Raw genomic sequence first — 24,822 nt, 5'->3', positions numbered from 1 at the left:
TATCGGCGGCTTTCAACAATGTCGGACTCTTGGGACTGGGTTGAAAAACAGACGAAGAACCGGCGCAAACGTACAATTGCAAAAGCGGTAACTTGCATCGCGATTGCTTGGTTCATTTTCCATACCTATGGAATGTTGAAGCGTGACGATGCGCCCCCACCAATCGATCTTCACGCGACTGCTGACGATTCGCACTCGGACTCTTCCGAAACGGAACGTCCAGTGCAGAAGCTCGAGCCGGGAGTCAAGAATGACTCATCTAACGCGGCGAATGAAAAACTTCTCGAAGACGTCGTCGAAGTCGAGGAAGAAGACGTCGCGTCAGGCGGCGAGTACACCGAAGTTCGCGAGCAAGTCAAAGCCATCATGGGGATGGCTCCGGCGATGCCAAAAGGCACACCCGCTCCACTCCCGGAAGAGATTGAGGAACCATCCGCCGAAGTATCGTTACAAGCAAAGAGGGTGTTGGAGTCTCTGGAACGCAAACTCAAAGTGTTAGTGGAAACCGATTTCCCAGCGGGATACAGCAGTCCGCAGTGGACAGAATTTCAATCGCTTCTTGAGTCCGCACGTGCCACAGATGACCCGCAAGCCATTATTGCAACGACCAGCGAAGCCGAGTCGCTCTTGCAAAAGCAGATACCCGATATTCGGTATCAGAAGTTCCGGCAAACTGCGAAAGGTCGAAGCCTGAGCGATCAATTGGATTCGCTTATCGCTTTCCGTCGGAAGAATCCCGATCATACGGAATTATCGAAGTTGGAAGAATCGCTCCGGAAGCTTCCACAAGAGAAATGGCTTAACCTAGCTGCTGAGAAAATGAGGTCTGCATCGCCAGATGAATCGGGTTTCACCGAAGGCTGGCTACCAATTGCCGGAGCATGGCAACTCACAGGCAACGATGCCGAGGCACGAGAAGCGATTCGCCAGGCCAAGGACTCGATTGCTCGAATGACAACGGTCGAACGAGCGATCGAGTCAACGATTGACGTTTGCCAGCATGAGAGCTTTGCTTCTGATGATTCTCAGCGGCTAATCACTGAAGCCCAACAGCTTTGCGGTCAAGTCTCCCACCCTTGGTCACGTAGTTCGTACCTCGCGAATCTGTCGGGGCTTGCCAGACAGCTGGGAAGTGAATCGCTGGCGTCGACCTTGATTGACCAGTCCACTTCCCTGATTGTTAACGACAACTCCAAAGACCGCGAGCGATACATATTGGTTCAGCGGTGTCGTGCAGCAGCCTGGACAGCTCCACCTGCTCAGATCATCGCGATGTGCGAACAAATGGAACGAATTGGATACAATCGAAACAACAAACTCACGATTTGTTTGGGCTACATGCACGCCGCAATGGCTGCCGCGAGACACGCCGACGAACGCGCATTTCTCAACGCCATGTTTGAAGCGGAAACGATTCTTGCGTCCGTCGATCACCAAAGCTCACCCAATTATCGTTACACCGGACACCTCGCGACCGCCAACATTCTTCGACGACGATACCGCGCGGCGTTAATCGTGGGAAACAATATCCCTGATCCTAAAATCCGGGCACCAATCCTCTTTCGCGTGCTTTCAAATTCGCCACAAGATGTGCCCGCGGCAAACGTACGGTCAGTATTGGCCGCTGGTGGTCAAGTTCGTTATGGCGTCACAGCGGTTGCTGGCTACGTCGAACATCAATTGCGTTTGGGTGAAAGTCTGTTGGATTTATTGAATTGGATTCACGAGTTGCCTCATGCGTCTCAGCGTGCCTCGGCAATGGCAGGGATTGCTCGCGCGTTAGTCGCTCCAACGAACGTTGTTAAGGACGAGGGAGATCAACTCAAAACGGAACGACCAAATCTGGAATCATCTGATGAACTTGTACAGGCTGCGGAGAAAGTCGCTTCGCGAATCGAAGACTCAGCGGAGGCGGCATTTGCGTGGCTTCAAATAGCTCGCACATCGCACTATCTTGGTCAGACAGCGAACTATCGCAACGCGGTGAAGCAGATTCACAACCGCTGCTTTCAAACCTGGACTAGGATTTGGGACGCTAGGCCCGCTGCAAAACGGTCATACGACGGAACGTACTACTATTCGTCCTCTAGCAACCACCGAAAGCAAGAAACCTATCTCGTTGGGAGGATTGTTGCCTGCCTACGTCATTTGTCAGAATTGCAAGCGGACCTTGGTGACGCAACGGGAGCAATGGATACGTCGCTCTACCTTGCGAACGCAGCAGGATTTAGCGGCGGCAATTCCACCTATCTAAACTTGAATTTCCTTCACCTCGAGGCGACTGCCAATCGACTTCGCGACCGCACGGGGGTTGGAGCAGATTCGTTCAAGCCGTCTCATGACGCGCCAAAAGCATTCGCTCGCTCTGTCATTGCCGCATGGAGTGACGATATTCCAGGATTGAAAGCGGAGATCATCAAGCTCGGCGAAAGAGGAAGGATAGTTGATCGCACTCAATCATGGCATATCGCTCGCGCCTACGGTGAGCTGGCGATCCTGTACGCGGAACGAGCAAGCATCGACGATTATCGAACTGCTCGGCGAACGGCGGTTAGTGAGATCAATTCGGGCAGAGCGCCCAACGCAATTAAGCTGATGCTCGCACTTGCGGACGCCAAAGCCGGAGAGTTGGCACTCGCAGAGTCAAGCCTAGCTACGGGAAGCGTGCAATGGTTTGGTGATGCGAGCCGGCCCCGAACTGAGCTTGCCAGAGCCTTAGCGAACGATGGACAGTGGGAACAAGCGATGAAGCAAGCCCAGCAGATTCCAGTGAAATTTCCCATCTATCGTGCCGATGCATGGGAGGCCGTTGCCCGTGCCCGACGAAAAGCGAGCTCGTCCCACGAGCAACTACAATCTTGGGCGGAGTCGCATGAATCACCCGTCATCAGAATCGCAGTCCTGTGCGGCTTCGCTCTCGCTGCCAAATAGACTCTTCCCCAATAGGTGCCAAACCCAAGCTTCCAACGCTCACCAAGGAAAGCAACGAACCTTGATCGAGTTCCGGATTACTCGGCGCGATAGCTGCTGTCCTCTGCGCCCGTCATCGTCGGGCGCGGAGCGGGTGAACCCAACGATGACCGGCTCCGAGGAAAGCAGCCTCAAATTGACAGCACGAAACGTAGTTTTTCTGCTTGTCGAAACAAGCCATCATCTCAACTCGCAGTTTGTGCAGAAACTTTTTTTGCATCGCGTAGTCGAATCGTGGTACGACTCTTGAATGAATGATTCATGGATCGCACTTGCAAATTTATCAGGATTGAAGGCACTCGTGCTAGAGGAAAAGCATGCACTGCCTTTCATGCATCGACGAGCTGGTCGCGAAAATGCCCTTTGTTTCTGGGCGGTTCTTGCCCCACACCATGCACGCTTCATTCAGCAAAAGCTTCGCGAAGGCGACCAAGTTGAAGCACTTGCTTGGCTCGACCGGCTGGCTTCCGATCTTGGACGAATCTCGCACCCTGAAGTTTGCCATCCAGATTGGATCTACGAGTACGTGACAATTCCTGACGAACGTGATATTGAATCGAATAGTTGATCTAGCTGTTCTCTCAACTCAACTGCACGGGGTGTGCGTTACCGCTTCTCACTTGACGAAGGTTGTTCATGCAATCCGTTCGTTAAGAGAGGTCGGTGGTCAAAAAGGTTTTTGAAATTCTGCTGAGTAACCGCGTGGTTACCGGTCCAGCGATCGCTCGATGGGGCGTTCCCAATGCTGGGCCACTGTAGCCCGGCGATATTTTCTCTCACGTCAGAGGTGCTTAGCAATGGCCACACTTAACACGGCCCACAATGAACTGTTCCGGCGAGGTCCAGACGAAGTCTTTGCGACTTATGAAGAACTCTACGCTCACTGCAACCAGCAGCGACAGCAATCAACCGAGCTTTGGAAAAGACCCGGTGAATTTTCGCTGTCTCATGATTTGACGATCCTGAAGGGCGATGACGGCGGTGAACTTTCCATGGTTGATTGGTCCTTCTCGCAGCTTTGTCGCATGGCAAGTGTGAGTAAAGACACGATTAACCGACTGAGTCGCAAAACAGCGAGCCGAGCGTTGGAAGAGACTCTTCCTTCATCCGGCAAGCCACTTCAGTTCCTCAAAACGGGTGAGATGGTACGCTCCATTCACGGTGCGGCATACACGCGACTTTGGAATTCGGAACTGCTTGACGTAGTCAACGAATTCGCTTCGGATTTCACTCCACCGCAGACGGCGATGGACGGTGCCGGGAGCGGACTGTATTGCGGAGAGCAGGACATGTTCGCGTTCCTCATCGATCCGACTGGATGGGCGGAAATTGATGGAGAGGCGTTCGCGCCTGGATTCTTCGTCTGGAATAGCGAAGTCGGCAAACGTTCACTCGGAATTCAGACGTTCTGGTTTCAGCGAATTTGCCAGAACCACATTGTGTGGGATGCAACCGAAGTCGTAGATTTCAGCCGCAAGCACACGGCGAATGTTCGTGAAGGTCTCAACGAGATTCGGTCGATTCTGGAACGGTTGGTCGCTCGTCGTGATGAGCGTCGAGATTCGTTCGCAACCGTGATGAAGAAGGCAATGAGCGAGCGACTTGGGAATGACGCAGATGAAGTTTCCAAAGTGCTTTCGGCGGAAAACATCCCCCGCGGCCTGATTGGCGAAGCGATGGAGATCGCCAGCAAACGCGGTGCCTTCACAATCTTTGCTTTGGTCGATGCACTCACGAAGGTGAGCCAACGAGTCAACTATGCGGGCGACCGTGTGGAGCTGGATTCCAAGATCGGTCAACTTCTCGCACTGGCGGCTTGAACGATGGCGACATTAACTGAAGTGTATGAGTGCGATGGCTGCGGTGCGTGTTGTCGCAGCAAGCTGGTCGACATCTACGAGGTCGACACACTTAGGAACCCTCGCATTGCGGAGCAAATGAATCCGCTGCGTGAACCAGGTTTCGATGGCGAAGTCGGCTACCTGAATTGCGTGAGCAATGGCGGGTGCGTTTTTCTTCGCGACGATAATCGGTGCGGTATCTACACGACGCGTCCTTCGGCTTGCGTGGTCTACGAAGCGGGTAGCGACGATTGTCAACAATGCCGACTTGATGCTGGCATTCCCCTTCTTGAGCCAAGTGCAATTTCGCTCTCGTGAGCGTTGTACTCGGCGCTATTTTCACGCACTAACAAAAGGAAAGAGCGATGGCTCGATCATGGACCCGCAAGTGACCTGGAACGCTTTGATACGAGAGTGGTCTGATGGCAACTGGCTTGATGTTTTCGAGCTTGCCGAGGCACTGCTTGAGTGGCTGTCGAACGACGGATTCCCGCCGGAAACGATGGGAACACTTCGACTCGGAGCCGACTGGAATCAAATGATTGGCCTTGCTGCTGCGAAGTTTGCACTCAAACGAGCCAACGAGGTCCTGGACAACCCGGCCGGTATTCCCGATTCGGTCCCGTTCACGCTCACTTGCGCGAATTGCAACAACGAAGGACCGTTAACTGTCTGCGATGCTCTCGAAGAGGGCTGGTCTCATTTTCAATATGTTCCCGCGGGGATGTCTGAAAATTTTCTTGGTTACTGTCCAGTCTGTCGCAAGAGAGATTTGGATTCGTGACCTGCCTGACGATGTTCGTCAGCAAAGTTTCTTTTGTTCCTGTTTGGAGAAGTTTGTTATGGCTACTGCCACACAACGAAATCAGTCGAAGAAGTCGCCCGTACGTCCGGTCCACGAGATTCGTCTGGGACGAATTCGATCCGCCATCTGGGAAAACGAAACGGCTAATGGAACACGATTCAACGTGACCGTCAGTCGCTTGTACAAGGACGGTGAGAATTGGAAGGACTCCAGTTCGTTTGGACGAGACGACCTACCGCTTGTCGCCAAGGTCCTTGACCAGTGCCACACTTGGATCTTTTCCGAGAGCGGCAACACTGAGTCCGATGAAGGAAGCAACGATAAAGCGTCCTTCTAGAAAATTCGTTTGCACTCAAAGGTGAATGAAAACCGCGTTCCAACAGCTCTCGCTGAACAGAACGGATGGTGACCACGGTTCTTACTCAGGTTCAAGACCGCCGGCCACCACAATTTCACAACGATGATCCTTCCTATTTGCGAGAGTTACGAACCATCGACGGTTTCGTTTGGCTTTCTATGCCACACGGAAGCGATGCGATCGAAAAAGGTTTTATCGAGTTACCATCCTGCTTCGCCGTGCGAACCTGACTGTCCTGCTTTGGCTTTAGAGAGCGGCGGACAAGACGGCCCGTACGGCCGACGGGGAATAGTGGGCCTACAGACATTCTTGACAGTGTGAGCCGATTCACCCACTGAAATCTAACGAACGGGTTGAAACATGTTGTCCGGTCGCGATCACCTTGCAACCCGGCATCATCAGCCAAGGTTCGTCATACCGCATCGCTTCCGGTCAACCCCATGACTCCCCAAGTGAGTCAAGCAAATACAACGGAATGAAATGAAATCCCCGCGACTTCGCTGGACAAACGCAATCTTGATGCGAACCGTGCGGCTTTTTCCGTAACAAACGTTTAGCCCCGCTTCCGCCGATTGTCGATGATTGCCAATTCACCAGAGTTCCAACCTCACAGAAAGAGCCTTCACCGTTACCATCTGTTATTCTTTCGCAATCTATGCTGGCTCTGTTTGCACGATGCGACCGCTCAAGCTTATCTTCATCGATAGACTACTCACTGAGGGAAACACTAATGGCAGTTTGGTTACGCGTTTTCTTGATTGTTGTCTTTGCAGTTAATCTGGTTCAGGCTCAATTGCACCACAAGCTTCGCATTGAGGATGAAGAAGATGAGCTTCGGACGTTGGCCGCGACATCCGACGGTAAGTGGATTGTCGGCGCTAGATACGACGAGATCTACGTTTGGGATACCTCAACCGGAGAAGTAGCGGAACGCCTCGATTATTCAGCTGATAACTTGGCGATTAACACCGCTGATGCCCACATACTTCTTAGGAACAACAACCGAAACGGTCTCAACGTACTAGAACGGTTCGATATCGGAAGTCAGACACTAAAGCAAACTGAAATTGCATTCAGTTGGAAACCAATCCAGTTTTCAACTAACGGAAAGCGACTCCTTTGCGAACACGCTGACGGTGGGTACCAAATCTTTCAGTATCCGAAGATGACAGCGTTACTGAAGTCGCGAATTGTCGTTGATAAACGAGCAAACGAAGTCGTCTTTTCACCTCAGGGCAACTTCGTTGCTTTTATCCGAAATGGCAATGTTGAGACATGGAGCGTTGCGACGGGAAAGCGTGTCGCCAGATCGGGAGCACACGTATCACATGTAGAGAGCGCAGCGTTCTCGCCCGATGAAGAACGCTTGGCGATCGTAGGAAGCGTGCTTGGACGTGAAGGAGTTGGGGTCTTCAATGCGGATACGTTGCTGCCAATCCAGCGAAAGATGTTCGCACGCGACTATGCGAAACACGTCTTCTGGTCAACGGATGGTGGCCATTTGGTGTTGTTAGGTGAGGACATCCAGTTCGTTGATCCAGCAACTTTTGATTTCCATGTTGTCGTTCCTAAAATCTATGCCCACAAGGTTTTTGACATTGGTGGAGGTTTGATTGGCACGACTCATTACAAGGGAGGCCCGAAGATCTGGGACGGGGCGGCGACTACCAGGTTTCTCGGTCCACGGACTGAGCATACGACGCATCCGGAGTACGACGACAAAGAGTCTTCGGAAACTAAGCGACATCTACACCTCGTCTGGAAGCCTGACGGTTCCCAATTGGCAATGGCTTTCCGACAACCGATAACTTCGGAGGCGACCGCTCAGGGAAATTCTCTTGCGATGGGAATTACAGGCAGCACGAGAGACAGTGTTGTCGGCACTGTCAACCGCAGTGACCAGCGAACCCAAAAGTACGTTCGCTACGAGTATCGGGTTGTGATGATTGACCCTAAGACCGCAAAGAGAACCCAAACAATTTCAGTCGAGGCTTTGCCAGCACTTCGCGATGATCACGCCGACAAACTGCTTTTCAATGGTGACGGAAGCAAGCTGGGGATCCTAATCAAGGGCGAGAACATATTCGCACTCTGGGATGACAAAGAAAAGCGACTTGTCACCATCTCGGATGAAACGCAGCCCGACTGGCCATATCCATCCGATTTCGCTTTTTCCAAGAGTGGAAAGACCCTCGTTCTATCGGCCAAAAGGCGCTGCCATTTGTATGATGCGCAGACCGGGATGCGCACCGGCGTTGTGAAAGGAGACTTTGGCGCAGCATTAACGGTTCTTAGCAAGAGTGAAGTGCTTTCGGGTTTCTCGATTTGGAATGCTAACCCATTGAAGCTCTTAGTTCAGGGGCCAGATACGATCCCGGATTGCTTTGTTGGCAATGGCCAATGTGCATTTTCGGCGAGATATTTGCGCACTCGCATCCAACGTTGGGATCTGCAAACCCTTGAACTATCCGAATTGCGCACGGAGAGCCCGGTAGCGAGTCTCGGATTGAGCAAAGATGGATCTTTGCTTGCTGCTGGTTGCAGAGACGGGATCATTCGAGTCTGGGACGCCAACAACCACCGGCTACTAGTCAACCTGAAAGGTCACCAAGGTTCTGTCGAGTCGCTGGACTTTTACCCCAAGGCATCAATTCTCGCCTCGGCCAGTCGTGACGGCAAAACGATGCTTTGGGATTTGCGTAAAGTTCGCAAGTAGCATATTGGGACGCCCTCGCTGTTCCATACGGAGAGTCGATAACGTAATCAACAATCGGTTTCATGCTTTGCCGATCAGAATCTGTGCTGCCAAACAGATGCTCTCAAAGATGGTCCGTGCTGGTCTGGTTTAAAAGTTCGGCGGACGAGACGGTCATCGGAGAATAGTGTGTCTACAGACACTCCTGGCAGTTTGAGGCTATTCGACTGCTGAATAGAATCGAACGGTTTCAGACTGGTTGTCCGGTCGCGATCACCCTGCACTCCGGCATCATCAGCCAAGGTTTGTCATATCGCATCGCTTCCGGTCTATGTGGAACTGTGACACTCTGTTTGACTTGCAAATCAATCGCCTGTGAAGGATCTCGTGGCAAATACAAGTTCAGGAAAACCAATTCTACTTTTTCAATGTAAGAGCGGCCCGGTTCGCGCAACCGTACACGGCCCCGAAATCGGTTTTCGCTGGACCAGAACAAGCTACTTCCGCTGGGTGCGTAGCACCAAAACGCCAGGCGAATGGGAGCAACGACAGCCTGATCGTGAACAAGATCAAATTCACGTCAAGAAATGTAATCAGTTGGTGATGGACTGGTTCAGGCAACGATGATCATAGGTCGGCACCTGATCACAGCTACTTTCGACGCTTGTCATCGGTGCCAAACTGTCGTACGGTTGGCCACATGGAAAAACCCGCTCAAATCAGCCCTTCTCAATGGTGGTTGCCCGCCAGTGTGGCCATTGCAGGCTGCCTGGTGTCGGTGGGCGTTGCATGGCTGAACTCACGGGTGCTAACGCTGACATTTTTCGGAACAATTGCAAGTCTCTGTTTGGGCCTGCTGCTGATGCGGTGGCGAGAGAACAGATCTCGTGATCCCACACTGCTTGAGACTCCGTTTTTCCTTGCGCATGACGCAGAAGTGTTTAAGCGTTATCGGGCGATATCGCGTCAGATGCTTCGTGTCAGCGGACGGGTCGAGCCCAACTACCGAAAGTCGGCGCTGCGAGAATTGGATGTCGCTGTGGAAAAACTCACTGAGATAGGAGACGGTAAAATCGTTTTCCAGGGTACTGAGGCGTGGCGGCTTGTTTACGAGCAATTGCTGCGTGATCCGAGCGTGCTCGTCTATCGGTCGGTTGCTCTGGTAAAGAATACGTCGTACTGGCAAGACGGAGCTGGATTGCAGAGCATGCAACTGAACTTCGACCTCATTGCTCGTTCCGTTGTCACGATCGAGCGAACAGTCATCGTGACGAATGAGCTTTGGCCACCTGATGATGATCTGCCTACGGAAATGCTCAGGCAATGGATTCACGAGCAATCGGTCAACGGAGTCTATATTCGATTGGTGCGCAAGTCTGATTTGCTAGACGAGCCGGAGTTACTGCGCGACATCGGTATCTATGGTTTCACGGCCACAGGAACCCAGGAATTCGACGATTCCGATCGTCGAACAAGCAAGTTCACGCTCGACTTCGATTTTGATTCTGTTCGCGCTGCGGAGTCGAACTGGAACAGGTTAAACGTCTACGCGACCCCTTACGCGGAAATACTGGATCGATTCAGCCTGGGAGAGTAGGATCTAAAGACCGCAACTCAAAGGTACTCTCTGTGTCAGTTCTTTACTTAGACACCGCGAGGCTGGGCAGGACGTGTGCGGCCGCATCTCAGGCTCAGCTCGACGTAAATCGGCTTCTGGTCGACGATCCGTCGCTGTACTGCGAGAATCTCTTCAGAAATGGCGCTGATGCCTGGCCGGAGGAACGCCTTACGCAGTATCCCTCGTTTCAGCATTGGCATGGGATCCAGTCGCTTCAGCGTGAATTCGCCAAACACTTTTCGATCTCCGACCCGGAGAACGTCTTTCTTGCGAGCCGATCAGTTCAGCTCGTAAGGATTGCTTCTCGCATCATGTTTCGAGCGTGCCGTAACGTGCTGACCTGCGACATGAATTGGCCTCACTGGCAACATGTCGTCGCCGACGAAGCTGCCCGGAGTGGGCAGAGAGTGTCTGTCGCGGAAGTCCATTCGGCGGTTTTCGATAAAGGGCTTACGGCTGAATCACTAGTAGAAACGCTCGCCGTCGAATTTCTTGATCGAGACTGCGACGGTATCTTTCTGCCGGCAGTGACCAATCTAGGAATTCGCCTGCCAATTTCGGAGCTTCTTTCACGATTACAACCGAGCGGTCGACTTCGTTTCGTTCTCGTTGATGCAGCTCAAAGCTTTTGCCAGCTCCCTGAACCATCACCAACGAAACACGTTGATGTGACGATTACGGGATGCCATAAGTGGCTCGGAGGCGGGAATCCACTTGGCGTAGCGATCTGCGGACGTCCTATCGTGGCTGAGCAGCTTCGCCGAATTCTTGAATCAGGGCATTTTCCTGAACTCGAAGATCCCTTGCTTAGATTCAGCCAACAGATCGGCGGAAACTCCGTGAGTCGGTACTTGGAGACCGTGAATATCACTCCACTCTTCAATGTGAATGCGGCAATCCAAGAACAGCGAACGAAAAGCAAGCATCTGCAAGAACAACTCGAGCGTCAACAAAAGAACCTCAATACCTTAGAGCAATGCGTCGACGGCACGCCTTGGAACGTGCTGGACATTGATGAATCACTGCGCAGCGGGATTCTGTTGCTCCAGTCGCAAAACCCGCTGCACCGAGAATCGGATGGTCAATCGCTCGGAGATCGGTTCCGGAAGCACGGCGTTGCGTTCAGCAGCTACCCCCAAGGAGTCATCCGAATATCGACACCGAAATCGCTCGCGTCCAATCACGCGACGAATGTGATGGAGCAAGCCTTTCAGTGTGTTGCCTAGCCCACTTCCTTCGCTGATATGCCGACAACGTTTAGTGCGTGACAAAGGACGTTATTGTGCGCTAAGTTGGAAGCCGGTGACTACTCACCAACGACTGAACTACTGACGAGAATCATGAGCCAACGGGTTGTTAGATATAGCGACCATCGGCATGAAAAGACATTGAAGAAAATAGTTGACAAAGCAGATGCTTTTAGCACCGAGTATCTACCTGCACGAATATCGGCCCCGAAAACTGCAACAAAACGGGAAAGCACACTGCCCGTTCTCGTCGAGAGAGCCGGATCAGCGGCCCAGTTTGCATGGGAAGAGTTCATCTACGGAAAGATTCGCAATCCACACACGCGAGCGGCCTATGAAAGAGCAATTCGGCGATTCCTTGATCACTGTCAAGGCCTAAGCACGCCGCTTCCGTCTATTTCGCCCCGCGACGTGGGAACCTACCTTGATGGGTTAGACTATGCACCGGCGACGAAGAAGCTACATCTTTCTGCCATCCGTCACTTCTTCGACACGCTTGTGACGCGACACGTCACGATGCTGAACCCAGCCCACTCAGTTCGCGGTGATCGACTGCAAGTCATGGAAGGAAAGACTCCAGAAATAACCATTCCGCAGGCTCGTAGGCTGATGCAATCGCTCGATTCAAGCCACGCTGTCGGCCTACGAGATCGTGCCATTATCGCCATCATGATTTACACGGCGGCTAGGGTTGGAGCAGTTGCCTCACTTCGGCGCGGTGACCTTTACGATGTCGGCGATCAGTATTGCCTGCGATTCGCCGAGAAAGGCGGCAAGTCGCGAGAAATCCCCGTTCGCCACGACCTGCAGCAGTTCGTCCGAGCCTATCTCTCCGCAGGCGAGATGGAATACGCCAACAAATCTAATCCGCTGTTTCGTACGACGATCGGAAAGACCAAAAAGCTCACGCATAATGGGATGACCGCGGGCGACATAACACGAATGGTAAAACGACGAATGCGAGACGCTTGCCTACCGGCACGCCTGTCCCCGCACTCATTCAGAGTTGCAACCATTACCGATTTACTCAGTCAGGGCGTCCCCCTTGAAGACGTTCAAAACCTTGCAGGTCACGCCGATCCACGGACCACGAGGCTTTACGACAGACGGAATCGTAAAGTCACCCGCAACATCGTGGAACGAATCTCTGTGTAGAAGCCGACTCAATCGCGATGTCGTATTGTCCGTTAATGTTGAAACAGCACCCTCGAACGTCGTATGGTGGCGTCCAGGGCTCAGCACGCACGTCGTCAATGAACAGTCGCAAGGTTGCATGGAATGCATCTTGAACGTCGCGCTCAACCATCATCCAGAGTTGCACTGTAAGTATTTGCTGCTAGGCGTCAATCCACGACGAAAGTTTCAGAACACGATTCGATCGCTCACCAGCCTCGATTCTTGTGCCGCATTTGACCCGAAGTCTCGGAAGTTTTTCTACAAAAAATGGATGAGTTTCTTGATCGGCATCGAAAGGGACTCGAACAAAAAGTTCTGCTGTGTCGCATTCAGGCACAGTATCTTGCTCGTCAGGAAGGCTTCCCGTTCTGCATACTTACTTCGGTGACACCTGGAACTGTCTTCGCCGCAGCAACCGCTAGAGCACGTTCGTTTGCATCCTTGTTGGTGCAAACTAGCGTAATCTTGCCGGCACCGAGATGCGTCGCGTAGATGCCGTGGAAATTCAAACGCTGCAGTCCGCGGCTTATGCGTTTTTCGATTGATATTGGAAATGGTTCCATGGAAACGGCTTCGCAAGCGACAAGGGCGATGTGGAACTTAGAATTGACCACGAAGTTCAGTCGTTTCCGATGCTCCACATCGCCCTTGAGGGCTCACGGCTGCGAGCCAACTGATCTGGAGAAAACAAACGAAGTGATTTGAAGCAACGTGCACGGACATACGTTCGTTTGCTAGCCGATCTTGAAAAACTCGATCAGTGTTCCCTCGATATCGACAAAAGCAAACTGGATTCCGGGCTTGAATTCCGTTGGCGGCATTACGATTTGCTTTCCGAAAATTGCTTCAGCTAAATCGTCTACCTTGAAAGCAATGTGGGGGCGTGTCTTGACGTCCTGGGGAAACGGTGCGTCGGTATCGAATCGAATCTTTTCGATCCGCAACCCATCCGTTCCGACTCGGTAGACATGCGCAGAAATGTCGGCTTGATAAACCTCGCCTTCGCTGGGATGGATAGTTGGAATTCCAATATGGTCGTATGCGACGTCATAACCAGTGTTCTTTAAGTCCAAAACGGAGACTCCTAAAGAAGGTCTTCGAGTGCGTGAATCTACTTGCTGATTTTGGCGATGTATTTTTCGGGGTCGGCGAGGAGTTTGTCTTTGCAGCCATCGCAGCAGATCCAGACGGTTTGGCCTTCGACTTCCATCTTTTCAGGCTTGCCCATCACGCCAAGCATTTCTCCGCTCACGGGGCAGAAGTGCTGCTTCATCGCCGAAGCTTTGTCCTCTTCCGAGAAACTGGCCAGCGTTTCCAACATCTTGTCCATGTCGGACTTCGCCTCGGGAGCCGGAATCTCTTCAGTTGCGTCTCCCCCCGCGTGGGATGTGTGGTCGTGCATCGCGTGCTCGTCGTGGTCCATCACGTCGTGGTCCATCGCGTCATGGTCCAAGGAATCGTGGTCCATTCCGCCCTCCATCTCGATTGCGGGTGCGGCATCGTCGGCTGGTTGAACCTGCGACGAATCACAGCCTGCGAATCCGATTGTGAGCATGGCGACTGCTGCGATGGGTAACATCCACTTCAGAAAAGTCATGACTCTGGGTTCCTCGTCGAAAAAGGCGTCGGAAAGATGCTTATGCCGATTCAGATGCTTTGCGTCGTGCCATTCTTCACGATTTCCAGCGGAATTCTGAAAAAGATGGGGCCAGCATCGACGTTTCGTGCGAAATCGCTGAAAATCGTGAAGGAACCGCAGTTTAGAGGTATCCAACACTTGACGAGTTCTCGATGCAACACGGCAGACCGCGCGGAACTCGTTTTCACGCACGGACCACGAAAGGTCGCAGGCATGGTTTATGAACTGTAACGAAACTCAAGATTTGCTCTCGGCGTTTTACGACGACGAGCTGTCGGTTGATGTGCGCGCTGCTGTTGCGGAACATTTGCAGGGCTGTCAGTCATGCGCGAGGGCTTTGACCGAGTACGAGCAGCTTAGTGGTGCTTTCTCAGGTGCCGCCGCCCCACTGGTTCCGCCGAACGTTTGGGGGCAAATTGTTCGAGAGCTCGACGCGGACAACGCGACAGAGAGCGTTGGCAAGGTAAAGCCCTTGTCAATTGTTGCCCCTGCTGATGAGTTGGCCTCCGGTGCAAATGCAAATCGCTCGCCGAATCGACGTTGGGGTCGGGCGACGTATCAGCGTCTCGCGATCGCCGCTTCGATGCTCCTGGTGCTCGGCTTAAGCGTTTGGATATCGCGTCACGATTCGATATCCGAAATTGATCATGGGCACAGTAAAGAATTCGTCGCGACGATGGATCACTACCTGCGGGCGCTTCCGGACAACCCTGATGAAGCGGAACAATTCTTGCTGGACAAATACGACGGCAAAGTGGTCGCTCCGGAAGAGGCTGTCCACCTGGTCGGTTATCGGCCGGCCGTTGCTGACGGCTTGCCACAGGGCTATTCCCTCGCATCGACAAGTGTTTTGAAGATGCCGTGCTGCACTTGTGTGAAGGCGGTGTGCAAACGTCAGGATGGTTCGACGTTGGTACTGTTTGAACACGACGACGAAGAGGTTGACTGGTTTGGGGACCGAGCCTCCAGCATGGCGATGTGCGGCGATAAGGAGTGCTGTCTAGTCGATCTCGATTCAAGCATCGCAGCGACATGGCGAGAGGGCTCGCGGAGTGTGACGGCTGTCGGTGTAAGGGACCAAGAAGAAGTCACGGCACTGGTCGATTGGTTTAAGAGGAGCTGATGGGGAGTGAAGGAGGTTGACTGCTTCAACTCCCGTCTCCCAGACCCAGAATAAGACTCACAAAGAAAACAATGAAACAACATCTAAAACGACTGTTCTCACAGGCCTGGTTCCTGCAAGCGATCGCATTTCTTGCGATCGGCTTTGCGTTTGCTTGGTGGCTGCGAGGACCATCGGCGTCGGACTCGTCAGCGGGTTCCCAAGGCGTTGTGGCTGAGCACGCCTCGAATGCGCCGGCAATCTGGACTTGCTCGATGCATCCTCAAATTCGACGCGACGGCCCCGGTAGCTGTCCCATTTGCGGCATGGATTTGGTGCCTGTGAAGAAGTCGGCGAGCGGCGTTCGTACTGTTTCGATCAACGCGGACGTTAAGAAGCTGATGAACATTCAGACGGTTCCGGTAGGACGTCGGTATGTGACTGCTGATGTGCGGATGGTCGGAAAGATTGAATATGACGAAACGCGATTGGCGCACATCACTGCATGGGTTTCCGGACGATTGGATCGTCTCTATGTCGACTTTACGGGGGTTGAAGTCAACAAGGGTGATCACATGGCGTACATCTACAGCGAAGAGTTGTACACGGCCCAACAGGAATTGATCGCGGCGCTAGAGTCGAACGCGGGCCGTTCGTCGTCTCGTTTCGTCAAACCGATCGACCTAGCAGAATCCGCGCGCGAGAAACTGCGGCTGCTTGGAATTACCGAAGGGCAAATCCAGGGAATCGAACAACGTGGCAAGCCAACTGAGCACCTAACGATCTACTCACCAGCTAGCGGAATCGTCGTAGAGAAACTTCGCCAGGAAGGTGACCGCGTTCGTACGGGCGATCGCATCTATACCGTTGCAGATTTAAGTCATCTGTGGGTGCAAATGGATGCGTACGAGTCAGACCTCGCTTGGCTTCGATATGGGCAGGAAGTTGAATTCACGACAGAGGCTTACCCGGGTGAAGTCTTTAAGGGACAGATCGCGTTTATCGATCCAGTTTTGAACAAGGACACCCGAACCGTTAAGGTTCGCGTGAACGTGTCGAACGAGGATGGAAGACTGAAGCCAGAAATGTTCGTGCGGGCGATTGTTCGATCCAAAATTGCAGCCGGTGGCCGCGTGTTGGATGCATCGTTGGCTGGCAAGTGGATCAGCCCAATGCACCCGGAAATTGTCAAAGACGAACCGGGAGATTGCGATATTTGCGGGATGCCGTTGGTGCGTGCAGAATCGCTTGGATACGTGACTGCAGAACCAAGCGATACGGCGAAGCCGCTTGTGATTCCCGTGTCGGCCGCCCTTTTGACCGGGACTCGTGCGATTGTTTACGTCCAGGTTCCTGACGCGGAAGAACCAACCTACGAAGGGCGCGAGATCGTTTTAGGCCCTCGCGCCGGAGATTACTACCTTGTCAAATCCGGTTTGAAGGAAGGTGAATTGGTCGTGACCAATGGCAACTTCAAGCTCGACAGCGCTCTGCAAATCTCCGCCAAACCATCCATGATGACGCCCTCAGGCGGTGGAGGTGGCGGCGGTCACAACCATGGCGGCGACGCGATGCCGAAGGGTGATGGCGACGCAATGACCGACCACTCGCAAATGTCGCTGCCGCCCAAGGTGAGCCAACAGATGCTGGCAGTTCTTGAATCCGTTAAGTCAGTCGAAGCCGCCATCGAGGAGGCAGAGCTGAGCAAGATCCGTGACGCCTTTGCAATGGTGGGGCAGCGAGTTGCAGCCGTGGACGGAAACGCGTTATCGGGTGATATGGGAGCCCAATGGCGAGAGTTTGCCATGTTGCTGAGAAACGACTCGGTCGAGGGGCAAGACATTCAGAGCTTGCAAGATGCGGATCGCGTCACTTTGGTGACCAAGGAGCATGCGATGCGGCTACAGAAAATGTTCGGGATTTCACATGCTGGGCATGAGATGCCCGAAGAGACTCTGGATGTGCCGATGGCTTTTCGACAACAGCTAGACCGTTTGTTGCCCGCGTATTTGGCGATCGGCGATGGGTTGGCATCGGACAAAGTCGCTACGGCTGCCAGTGGTGTCGATCAACTGCATCAGAGCCTCAATTCGATCGACACAAGCGGTCTTGATGACGTGGTCGCAAAGCGATGGGCATCGGAGACGCGAAGCCTTTCGTCCATCACTGCTCGGTTAGCAAAGGCGACTGATTTGGAAGCAATGCGTTCCGCGTTTGCACTGCTATCTGATGAGTTGATCACTATCCAACGCATGTTTGGATTCCATAGCGGCAGTCAGTTGTTTGAGCTGCATTGCCCGATGGCGTTTGATGGGCGCGGAGCGACCTGGCTGCAGAGCAATGACACTGTTCGTAATCCCTATTACGGAGGGTCGATGCTCAAATGCGCCGACAAAGTCGCGCCGTTGATTACTGCTCCACCGCCCCGTGGCGGCGAACACGACAAACACAACCACGGCTAATGTCGGTCTTCGAGTTTTCAACTTGATGATGAACGAAGCAACAGCAACCCGGCCCGAGCCAACCGAATTTGCATGGAGGTATCGGGGTAGAAACGTCAACTAGAAGACACTGCACAGCGAATGTCACGAACCCCTGATAATACCGTCGCCTCCGAGACGGAATCCGATTCGCTCAACGCGATTGCTCCAGATGTAGACACGAACCGTCGAACGCTTCTCGGTGGCATCATTTGGTTCTGCATCCACAACAAGCTGGTGGTGACCCTGCTTGTGTTGGCGATCATGACTTGGGGTGTCATGGTTGCTCCTTTCGATTGGAAGGTTGGTGACCTTCCGCGCAATCCGGTTCCAGTTGATGCGATTCCAGACATTGGCGAAAACCAGCAGATCGTCTTTACCGAGTGGATGGGGCGCAGTCCGGAAGATGTTGAAGACCAGATCGGATATCCTCTGACGGTTGCGCTGCTCGGCATCCCTGAAGTGAAGACGATCCGCAGCTACTCGATGTTTGGTTTCTCCAGCATTTACATCATTTTCAACGAGAACGCCGAATTCTATTGGTCACGTTCGCGGGTGTTGGAAAAACTCAACAGTCTGCCTGCGGGAACGCTGCCCGAAGGAGTCCAGCCCGCATTGGGGCCAGACGCAACTGCGCTGGGGCAGATTCTCTGGTACACACTCGAAGGTCATGATCCCGATGGCAACCCGACCGGCGGATGGGACCTCGATGAACTAAGGACTCTTCAAGATTGGTACGTTCGCTATGCGTTGACGTCGGCAGAAGGCGTCAGTGAAGTCGCGTCCATTGGTGGTTTTGTCCAGGAATACCAGATCGACGTGGACCCAGACGCGATGCGGGCCGCGAATGTGTCGTTGGCCGACGTGTTTCAGTCGGTTCGTATGACCAATGTTGATGTTGGGGCGAGAACGATCGAGCTGAATAAAGCTGAGTACGTGATCCGTGGCTTGGGATTCATCGAACAAGTCGAAGACATCGAAAGTACAGTCGTCAAAGTCTCCGACAACGTCCCGATCACGATCAAGGATGTCGCCGAGGTGCGGCTTGGTCCCGCGTTGAGACGTGGAGCACTCGACAAAGCTGGCGCTGAGGCAGTGGGCGGAGTGGTTACCGTTCGATACGGATTCAATCCTCTTGAGTCCATCAAGAACGTCAAACAGAAAATCACCGAGATTTCTCCCGGGCTACCGACGAAGGTCGTGGTCGACTACACGCGGACGACTAAAGAACAAGTCGACGCCTATGCTGATCGGTACGACCTTGGCGAAATCAGCGGTGCCAAGCCCGACTTCGATCCTTGGGTACAGCATTTACGAAGCAAACCACGCGAGCAATGGCCGACATGGATCACGACTAGCCAAGTTCGAGTTGTGCCGTTTTACGACCGAACGGGCGTGATTTACGAAACGCTCGGAACGCTCAACACGGCGCTCTCCGAGGAAATTCTGGTCACGATCATCGTGATCCTCGTCATGGTGCTGCACCTGAGAAGTTCGTTTCTCATTAGCGCATTGCTGCCGCTGGCAGTACTGATGTGTTTTATCGCCATGAAAACCTTTGGCGTTGACGCAAACATCGTTGCGTTGTCGGGCATTGCGATCGCAATTGGGACGATGGTCGATATGGGGATCATCCTCTGTGAAAACATATTGAAACATTTGGACGAGGCTGATCCGTCAGAGAATCGGGCGCATGTGATATTTCGTGCATCCCACGAAGTCGCGAGTGCAGTTCTCACCGCAGTATCGACCACGGTCGTCAGCTTTCTGCCCGTGTTCACGATGATTGCTGCGGAAGGAAAGTTGTTTCGGCCTTTGGCGTTCACCAAAACGTTTGCATTGGTCGCCTCAGTGATCGTGGCTCTCACGATCATCCCACCGGCTGCACACGTGTTGATGGGTGGTCGGATGAAAGCCGGTTCGTTGAGACGAATCACGATGCTATCGCTGATCGCCGCCGGCGTGCTCGCGATGTTCATGATCTCCTGGTGGGTTGGGACAATCTTGATCGGTCTTGGAGCATACAAGCTCGTTGAGACACGAATTCCCGAGAAGTGGCAAAAGCATGGACCCTACGCAGCCAGTGCGATCGCCGTGCTTGTTGTCGCCTTCTTATTGACCGAGCATTGGCTTCCGCTTGGGCCGGAGAAGGGAATGATCCGCAACTTGACGTTCGTCGGTCTTTTGATCGGCGGACTGCTCGGCTTCTTTACGATCTTTCAGCGTTTTCTGTACGAGCCTCTGCTGAGGTGGTGCCTGAACCACAAGCTGATGTTTCTTTCGCTGCCTGTCACACTACTGCTGTTCGGTGCGTGTGCTTGGCTCGGGTTCGACAAAGTCTTTTCGTTTATTCCTCGAACAGCCTCTGTCGTTGGCGTGGATGAATCAACCGTTCGTGAATCGAAACCCTGGGCTGCTGCGACAGCCACCCTGCCCGGCCTTGGCAAAGAGTTCATGCCGCCGCTGGATGAAGGATCGTTCCTGTACATGCCGACAACGATGCCTCACGCTTCGATCGGCGAAGCGATGGACGTCCTGCAACTGCAGAACAAGTTTTTGATTTCGATTCCTGAAGTCGACTCCGTCGTCGGGAAGATCGGGCGTGCGGAAAGCCCCCTCGATCCGGCTCCCATTTCCATGATCGAAACCTTCATTTCGTACAAATCTGAGTACAAAACGGACGCCAACGGTAACCGTCTGAAGTTTCGCTATGACGATGAAACCGGTGATTTTGTCCGCGATGAGAATGGAGATTTGATCGAAGAGGCTCATGGCAAACCGTTTCGACAGTGGCGTGACGAAATCAAATCACCCAACGACATCTGGGAGAAGATCACCGAGGCCGCGGATATACCCGGAACAACATCGGCACCGAAGCTGCAGCCGATTGCCGCTCGTATCGTCATGCTGCAAAGTGGGATGCGTGCCCCGATGGGCATGAAGGTGAAAGGCCCAGACCTAGAAACCATCGAAAGGGTTGCGTTGCAAATCGAAGGTCTCTTGAAACAGGTGCCGACCATTCAGGCGTCTGCTGTGATCGCGGACCGAATTGTCGGAAAGCCGTATCTCGAAATCGACATCGACCGCGACGCCATCAAACGATACGGCTTGCACATACGAACCGTGCAGGACGTGATCGAAGTCGCCATTGGCGGCCGAAAGATCACAACGACCGTCGAGGGACGCGAGCGATATCCGGTGCGTGTGCGATATGCACGGGAGCTTCGAGACGAAGCTGAGTCGCTGGAGAAGATCTTGGTTCCGACGGCGATGGGGCAACAAATCCCCCTCACCCAACTTGCGACGATCAAGTACGTTCGCGGGCCGCAAGTGATCAAGAGCGAAGATACGTTTTTGCTTGGCTACGTTCTGTTTGATATGAAGGCTGGCAACGCCGAAGTCGACGTTGTCGAAGATGCCCAAGCATTCTTGCAGGAGAAGATCGACACTGGTGAATTCGTGCTCCCGGCAGGTGTTAGCTATACCTTCGCTGGCAACTATGAAAATCAGATTCGTTCACAAAAGACGTTGATGGTCGTCTTGCCCTTAGCACTAGGAATCATCTTTCTGATTCTGTACATGCAATTCAAGTCGGTCATCACCACGTCGCTCGTGTTCAGTGGAATCATGATCGCATGGTCGGGTGGGTTCATCATGCTGTGGCTCTACGGGACCGATTGGTTCCTGGACTTCAACTTGCTCGGGACGAATATGCGTGAGCTGTTCCAGGTCCACACGATCAACCTTAGTGTTGCCGTCTGGGTTGGTTTTCTGGCGCTCTTTGGGATCGCCAGCGACGACGGTGTGGTGATCGCGTCTTACCTAGACGAGAGTTTCCGCAAAGACAAGATTACGAATGCGAAACATGCTCGTGAAGCAACCGTGACGGCGGGCATGCGACGTTGCCGCCCATGCTTGATGACGACGGCAACCACACTGTTGGCGCTCATTCCGGTGCTGACATCCACGGGACGCGGCAGCGACATCATGGTTCCGATGGCGATCCCCAGTTTCGGTGGAATGACAATCGAGATCATGACGATGCTAGTCGTCCCGGTGCTGTATTGCGCCGCCATGGAATGGAAACTCAAACTTGGAATCAAGGACGAGAAATTTGCAGCGAACGCTTAAATCATTACTTCCAATCTCATCACTTGACATGCACCCTGATCCTACCAAATGAATATCGTCGCCAAAACGAAACGATTCGCTGATTCCGTCGCCTTCAATTTGCGGGTCCATGGCTTCGCCGACCGTAAGTACCTCCGTGAGGTCATGCTTCCTGCGATGGCAGAGGCGGAGCCGTCCAACGTGATGCTGGCGGGGACTCGTCGCTACAATACCGGCTACCCGAAGCTTTTTGATCAGCAAACCACTGCGGTATGGACACTCGATTTTGATCCGCGGGCAGCCCGATTCGGAAACGGGCACCTTCACCGAACTTGCGACATCCGCGAGATAGATCGTGTCTTCAGCGGCATACGGTTTGATGTTGTTCACATCAACGGGCTGCTTGGTTTCGGAATCGACACAGACGACGATATCAAACGCATGGTCGAAGTCGTGCATCGCTCTCTGGTTCCCGGCGGATACATGATGCTGGGTTGGGACGCGGATGCAACTCCCGACCCATTGGAGAACGAAACGATCCTCGCCCGCTTTGAACACAAAGAGTTCGGTATCCTCCCGGCACGCCACCGCGTCGTGGGAATGGAAGGCCACGATCACGTCTTCGATTGGTTTCGAGCGGCGGACTGATAGGGCGAGCGGGCTGAGATTGGGCTAGGCGGATTTCGACCGGCTACCTATACTTACACCGGGTATTTCAACGTGACAGGACGATTCATTTGAACCGACTTCTTTCCATTCTGCTAATTCCGCTGTTTGTGCTGGGGCATGCGTTGCCTCATTCGCACGCGGGTAGCGGCATGGCGGAGCCGGACGATCACGCGGCACGTCCGCATTGGCATCTGTTTGGCGGACACTCATCGGATCACTGCGATCACGATAAAGAGTGTCACGGTCATGACCATGAAGGTGACGTCGATTCGGACGGGGGCGACGTTCTGTCGACACCCGACGATCACGATTCGGACGCGGTCTACCTGACCCATGCGGATGCTTCGCTGAACCGACTTTCAGCGGCCAAGCAGATCGACACTCCCATCTCCTGCGGTCTTGTTGAGTTTTGTGGTGATTGTCCGAATCGGACAGCATTCGGTTTTGCGAAACCGTTGCCTGATCGACCTGCGGAGCTTCCGATCTATCTTCTTATCGCTTCGCTTCGGCTGTAGCGGACGCACATCACCGAATCTCGGCGTCTTGTACGCCAGACTTCTTCCTCGGTGATTTAGCCATCTTTTTCTTTTGATTGCGACAGCCTATTTGCTTGCGCGTGCGCGCTCGGAAAGTTGCTGCGCTCGGTGCTGCTCTGTGGATTTTTAACGAGATACTTCTATGAACCGATTGGTTTCGATTGCTAGGTCGCTGGCTGGTCCTGCGATCTTGGTAGCCGTGTTGTTTGCGGGTTGGACGTTCCGCAAGCAGTTGTTTCCGCAACAGGAGACGGCTGCCGCTTCCGACGACAAACCGTCAGCGGAGTCCGCCGAGAAGCAAACAGTACTGGAGATCAGCGAGCAAGCTCGTAAGAACTTGTCGCTCACGTCCAAGGCGGCTCGGCCACAGTCGTATTGGCGAACCGTTGTGATTCCCGGTGAAGTCGCCGACCGTCCAGGGTTGTCCGACCGGGGTGTCACATCACCGGCCGTCGGTGTTGTTACCGCAATTCATGCGTTTCCCGGCGACACCATGCGTCCCGGCGAAACGTTATTCACGCTGCGGCTTTTCAGTGAATACCTGCAAGCGACTCAAACATCATTGTTCAAGGCCCGGCAAGAAACGGCGATCGTACAAGCGGAGATTGATCGACTTTCAGGTGCCGTCAACACCGGTGCGGTTTCGCGTTCCAAGATGATCGAATTGCAGAGTGAGGTTAGCCGTCAAAACACGTTAATCCAAGCGGCGCGACAGGAATTGCTCACTCGCGGGTTAATGCCTGATCAAGTGCAGCAGATTGAATCGGGGACGTTCGTTTCGACTGTCGATGTCGTCGCTCCGCCGGTTCGCGATTTGTCATCCGTTTCGAGACGGGCACCGCCACAGGAGGTTCAGCAGGTCACCTACATCAACGAAGCGGGACAGGACCAAGGTCTTGCTTATGAGGTACAAGAACTGTCGGTGGAACTTGGGCAACAAGTTCAAGCGGGGCAGTTGCTCGCGAATCTGTCGAATCATCAAATGCTGTACGTTGTCGGCCACGCCTTCAAACGAGAGGCCGCGTATCTTGAGCAGGCAGCTCAGGAAAAGCGTCCCATCGAGGTCGAGTTCGCCGAGGACGAAGAAGGTCGTTGGCCGGAGCTGAATCAGACTTTCAACATTCGCCATCTGGCGAATTCCATCGACACGAACAGCCGTACGTTTGATTTCTTTGTTCCGCTGACCAACCAGTCGCGATTGTATGGCGAGCAAGGGCGTGCCTTCCTTGTATGGCGTTTCCGACCAGGGCAACGTGCGCGCATCCACGTCCCGGTTGAAAAGTTTGATGATGTGTTTGTATTGCCATCCGAAGCGGTCGTTCGGGAAGGCCCCGAAGCCTACGTGTTTCGGCAAAACGGCGACTTGTTCAAGCAGATTCCGGTTCACGTGCTTCACGAGGATCGAAGATCAGTTGTCATCGCAAACGACGGCAACATCACAGCGGGAGCCTTCTTGGCGCAAGGTTCAGCGGCATCGCTCAATCGAGTCTTGAAGTCGCAATCGGCTAGCGGCAAGCAACCAGGCGTCCATGTCCATGCCGACGGCACTACTCACGCGGCCCACTAAAAGACTCAA

Annotated in this window: 18 protein-coding genes; 16 read left to right on the top strand and 2 right to left on the bottom strand. The window is 53.4% G+C overall.

The window, feature by feature from the left end:
- Nucleotides 1-222: 222 nt before the first annotated feature.
- From RE6C_RS13470 to RE6C_RS13410, 10 genes are all read left to right on the top strand, one after another.
- Entirely contained in the window at nt 223-2,931 is a 2,709-nt protein-coding gene (locus tag RE6C_RS13470) for a hypothetical protein (RefSeq protein WP_236618189.1), read from the top strand.
- A 289-nt stretch (nt 2,932-3,220) separates the two neighbouring features.
- Nucleotides 3,221-3,538: a hypothetical protein gene (locus RE6C_RS13465; RefSeq protein WP_008657328.1), complete on the top strand. Its 318-nt coding sequence runs from the start codon at nt 3,221-3,223 to the stop codon at nt 3,536-3,538.
- 229 nt (nt 3,539-3,767) lie between these two features.
- A complete protein-coding gene (locus RE6C_RS13460; RefSeq protein WP_008657327.1) occupies nt 3,768-4,790 on the top strand; it encodes a DUF932 domain-containing protein in 1,023 nt (340 codons plus the stop codon).
- A gap of 3 nt (nt 4,791-4,793) precedes the next feature.
- Complete coding sequence (locus tag RE6C_RS13455; RefSeq protein WP_039961975.1) at nt 4,794-5,129, top strand: YkgJ family cysteine cluster protein; 336 nt, start codon at nt 4,794-4,796, stop codon at nt 5,127-5,129.
- A gap of 58 nt (nt 5,130-5,187) precedes the next feature.
- Nucleotides 5,188-5,595: a hypothetical protein gene (locus RE6C_RS13450; protein WP_008657325.1), complete on the top strand. Its 408-nt coding sequence runs from the start codon at nt 5,188-5,190 to the stop codon at nt 5,593-5,595.
- A 58-nt stretch (nt 5,596-5,653) separates the two neighbouring features.
- Nucleotides 5,654-5,953 (top strand): hypothetical protein, encoded by a 300-nt coding sequence (locus RE6C_RS29485; RefSeq protein ID WP_052034959.1) that lies wholly within the window; start codon nt 5,654-5,656, stop codon nt 5,951-5,953.
- 751 nt (nt 5,954-6,704) lie between these two features.
- Nucleotides 6,705-8,690 (top strand): WD40 repeat domain-containing protein, encoded by a 1,986-nt coding sequence (locus RE6C_RS13435; RefSeq protein ID WP_039961974.1) that lies wholly within the window; start codon nt 6,705-6,707, stop codon nt 8,688-8,690.
- A gap of 679 nt (nt 8,691-9,369) precedes the next feature.
- A complete protein-coding gene (locus tag RE6C_RS13425; protein WP_039961971.1) occupies nt 9,370-10,266 on the top strand; it encodes a hypothetical protein in 897 nt (298 codons plus the stop codon).
- 881 nt (nt 10,267-11,147) lie between these two features.
- Nucleotides 11,148-11,513, top strand: coding sequence for a hypothetical protein (locus RE6C_RS33505; RefSeq protein ID WP_236618198.1), 366 nt, complete (start codon nt 11,148-11,150; stop codon nt 11,511-11,513).
- 114 nt (nt 11,514-11,627) lie between these two features.
- The gene (locus RE6C_RS13410) at nt 11,628-12,689 is read left to right on the top strand and encodes a tyrosine-type recombinase/integrase (RefSeq protein ID WP_236618188.1); all 1,062 of its coding nucleotides are present in this window, start codon (nt 11,628-11,630) and stop codon (nt 12,687-12,689) included.
- A 755-nt stretch (nt 12,690-13,444) separates the two neighbouring features.
- On the opposite strand, the gene RE6C_RS13400 is transcribed toward RE6C_RS13410, so the two are convergent.
- A complete protein-coding gene (locus RE6C_RS13400; protein WP_008657315.1) occupies nt 13,445-13,783 on the bottom strand; it encodes a VOC family protein in 339 nt (112 codons plus the stop codon).
- 38 nt (nt 13,784-13,821) lie between these two features.
- Nucleotides 13,822-14,307, bottom strand: coding sequence for a secreted protein (locus tag RE6C_RS13395; protein ID WP_008657314.1), 486 nt, complete (start codon nt 14,305-14,307; stop codon nt 13,822-13,824).
- A gap of 262 nt (nt 14,308-14,569) precedes the next feature.
- On the opposite strand from RE6C_RS13395, the gene RE6C_RS30370 reads away from it, so the two are divergent.
- The 6 genes from RE6C_RS30370 (at nt 14,570) to RE6C_RS13360 (ending at nt 24,813) form a co-directional block, all read left to right on the top strand.
- Entirely contained in the window at nt 14,570-15,472 is a 903-nt protein-coding gene (locus RE6C_RS30370) for an anti-sigma factor (protein ID WP_008657311.1), read from the top strand.
- A 71-nt stretch (nt 15,473-15,543) separates the two neighbouring features.
- The gene (locus RE6C_RS13380) at nt 15,544-17,913 is read left to right on the top strand and encodes a heavy metal-binding domain-containing protein (protein WP_008657310.1); all 2,370 of its coding nucleotides are present in this window, start codon (nt 15,544-15,546) and stop codon (nt 17,911-17,913) included.
- 120 nt (nt 17,914-18,033) lie between these two features.
- Nucleotides 18,034-22,062 carry an efflux RND transporter permease subunit gene (locus tag RE6C_RS13375; RefSeq protein WP_008657309.1) on the top strand — a complete coding sequence of 1,343 codons (4,029 nt, stop codon included), beginning with the start codon at nt 18,034-18,036 and terminating at the stop codon, nt 22,060-22,062.
- 48 nt (nt 22,063-22,110) lie between these two features.
- Nucleotides 22,111-22,689 carry a class I SAM-dependent methyltransferase gene (locus RE6C_RS13370; protein ID WP_008657308.1) on the top strand — a complete coding sequence of 193 codons (579 nt, stop codon included), beginning with the start codon at nt 22,111-22,113 and terminating at the stop codon, nt 22,687-22,689.
- 89 nt (nt 22,690-22,778) lie between these two features.
- Nucleotides 22,779-23,225 carry a hypothetical protein gene (locus tag RE6C_RS13365; protein WP_008657307.1) on the top strand — a complete coding sequence of 149 codons (447 nt, stop codon included), beginning with the start codon at nt 22,779-22,781 and terminating at the stop codon, nt 23,223-23,225.
- Nucleotides 23,226-23,388: 163 nt separating this feature from the next.
- A complete protein-coding gene (locus tag RE6C_RS13360) occupies nt 23,389-24,813 on the top strand; it encodes an efflux RND transporter periplasmic adaptor subunit (protein ID WP_008657306.1) in 1,425 nt (474 codons plus the stop codon).
- The last annotated feature ends 9 nt before the right edge of the window (nt 24,814-24,822 follow it).

The organism is Rhodopirellula europaea 6C (assembly GCF_000338295.1).
Classification (GTDB): Bacteria; Planctomycetota; Planctomycetia; order Pirellulales; family Pirellulaceae; genus Rhodopirellula; species Rhodopirellula europaea.
Note: the sequence above shows the minus strand (reverse complement) of the source record. Positions and strands in the feature narration are given on the sequence as shown.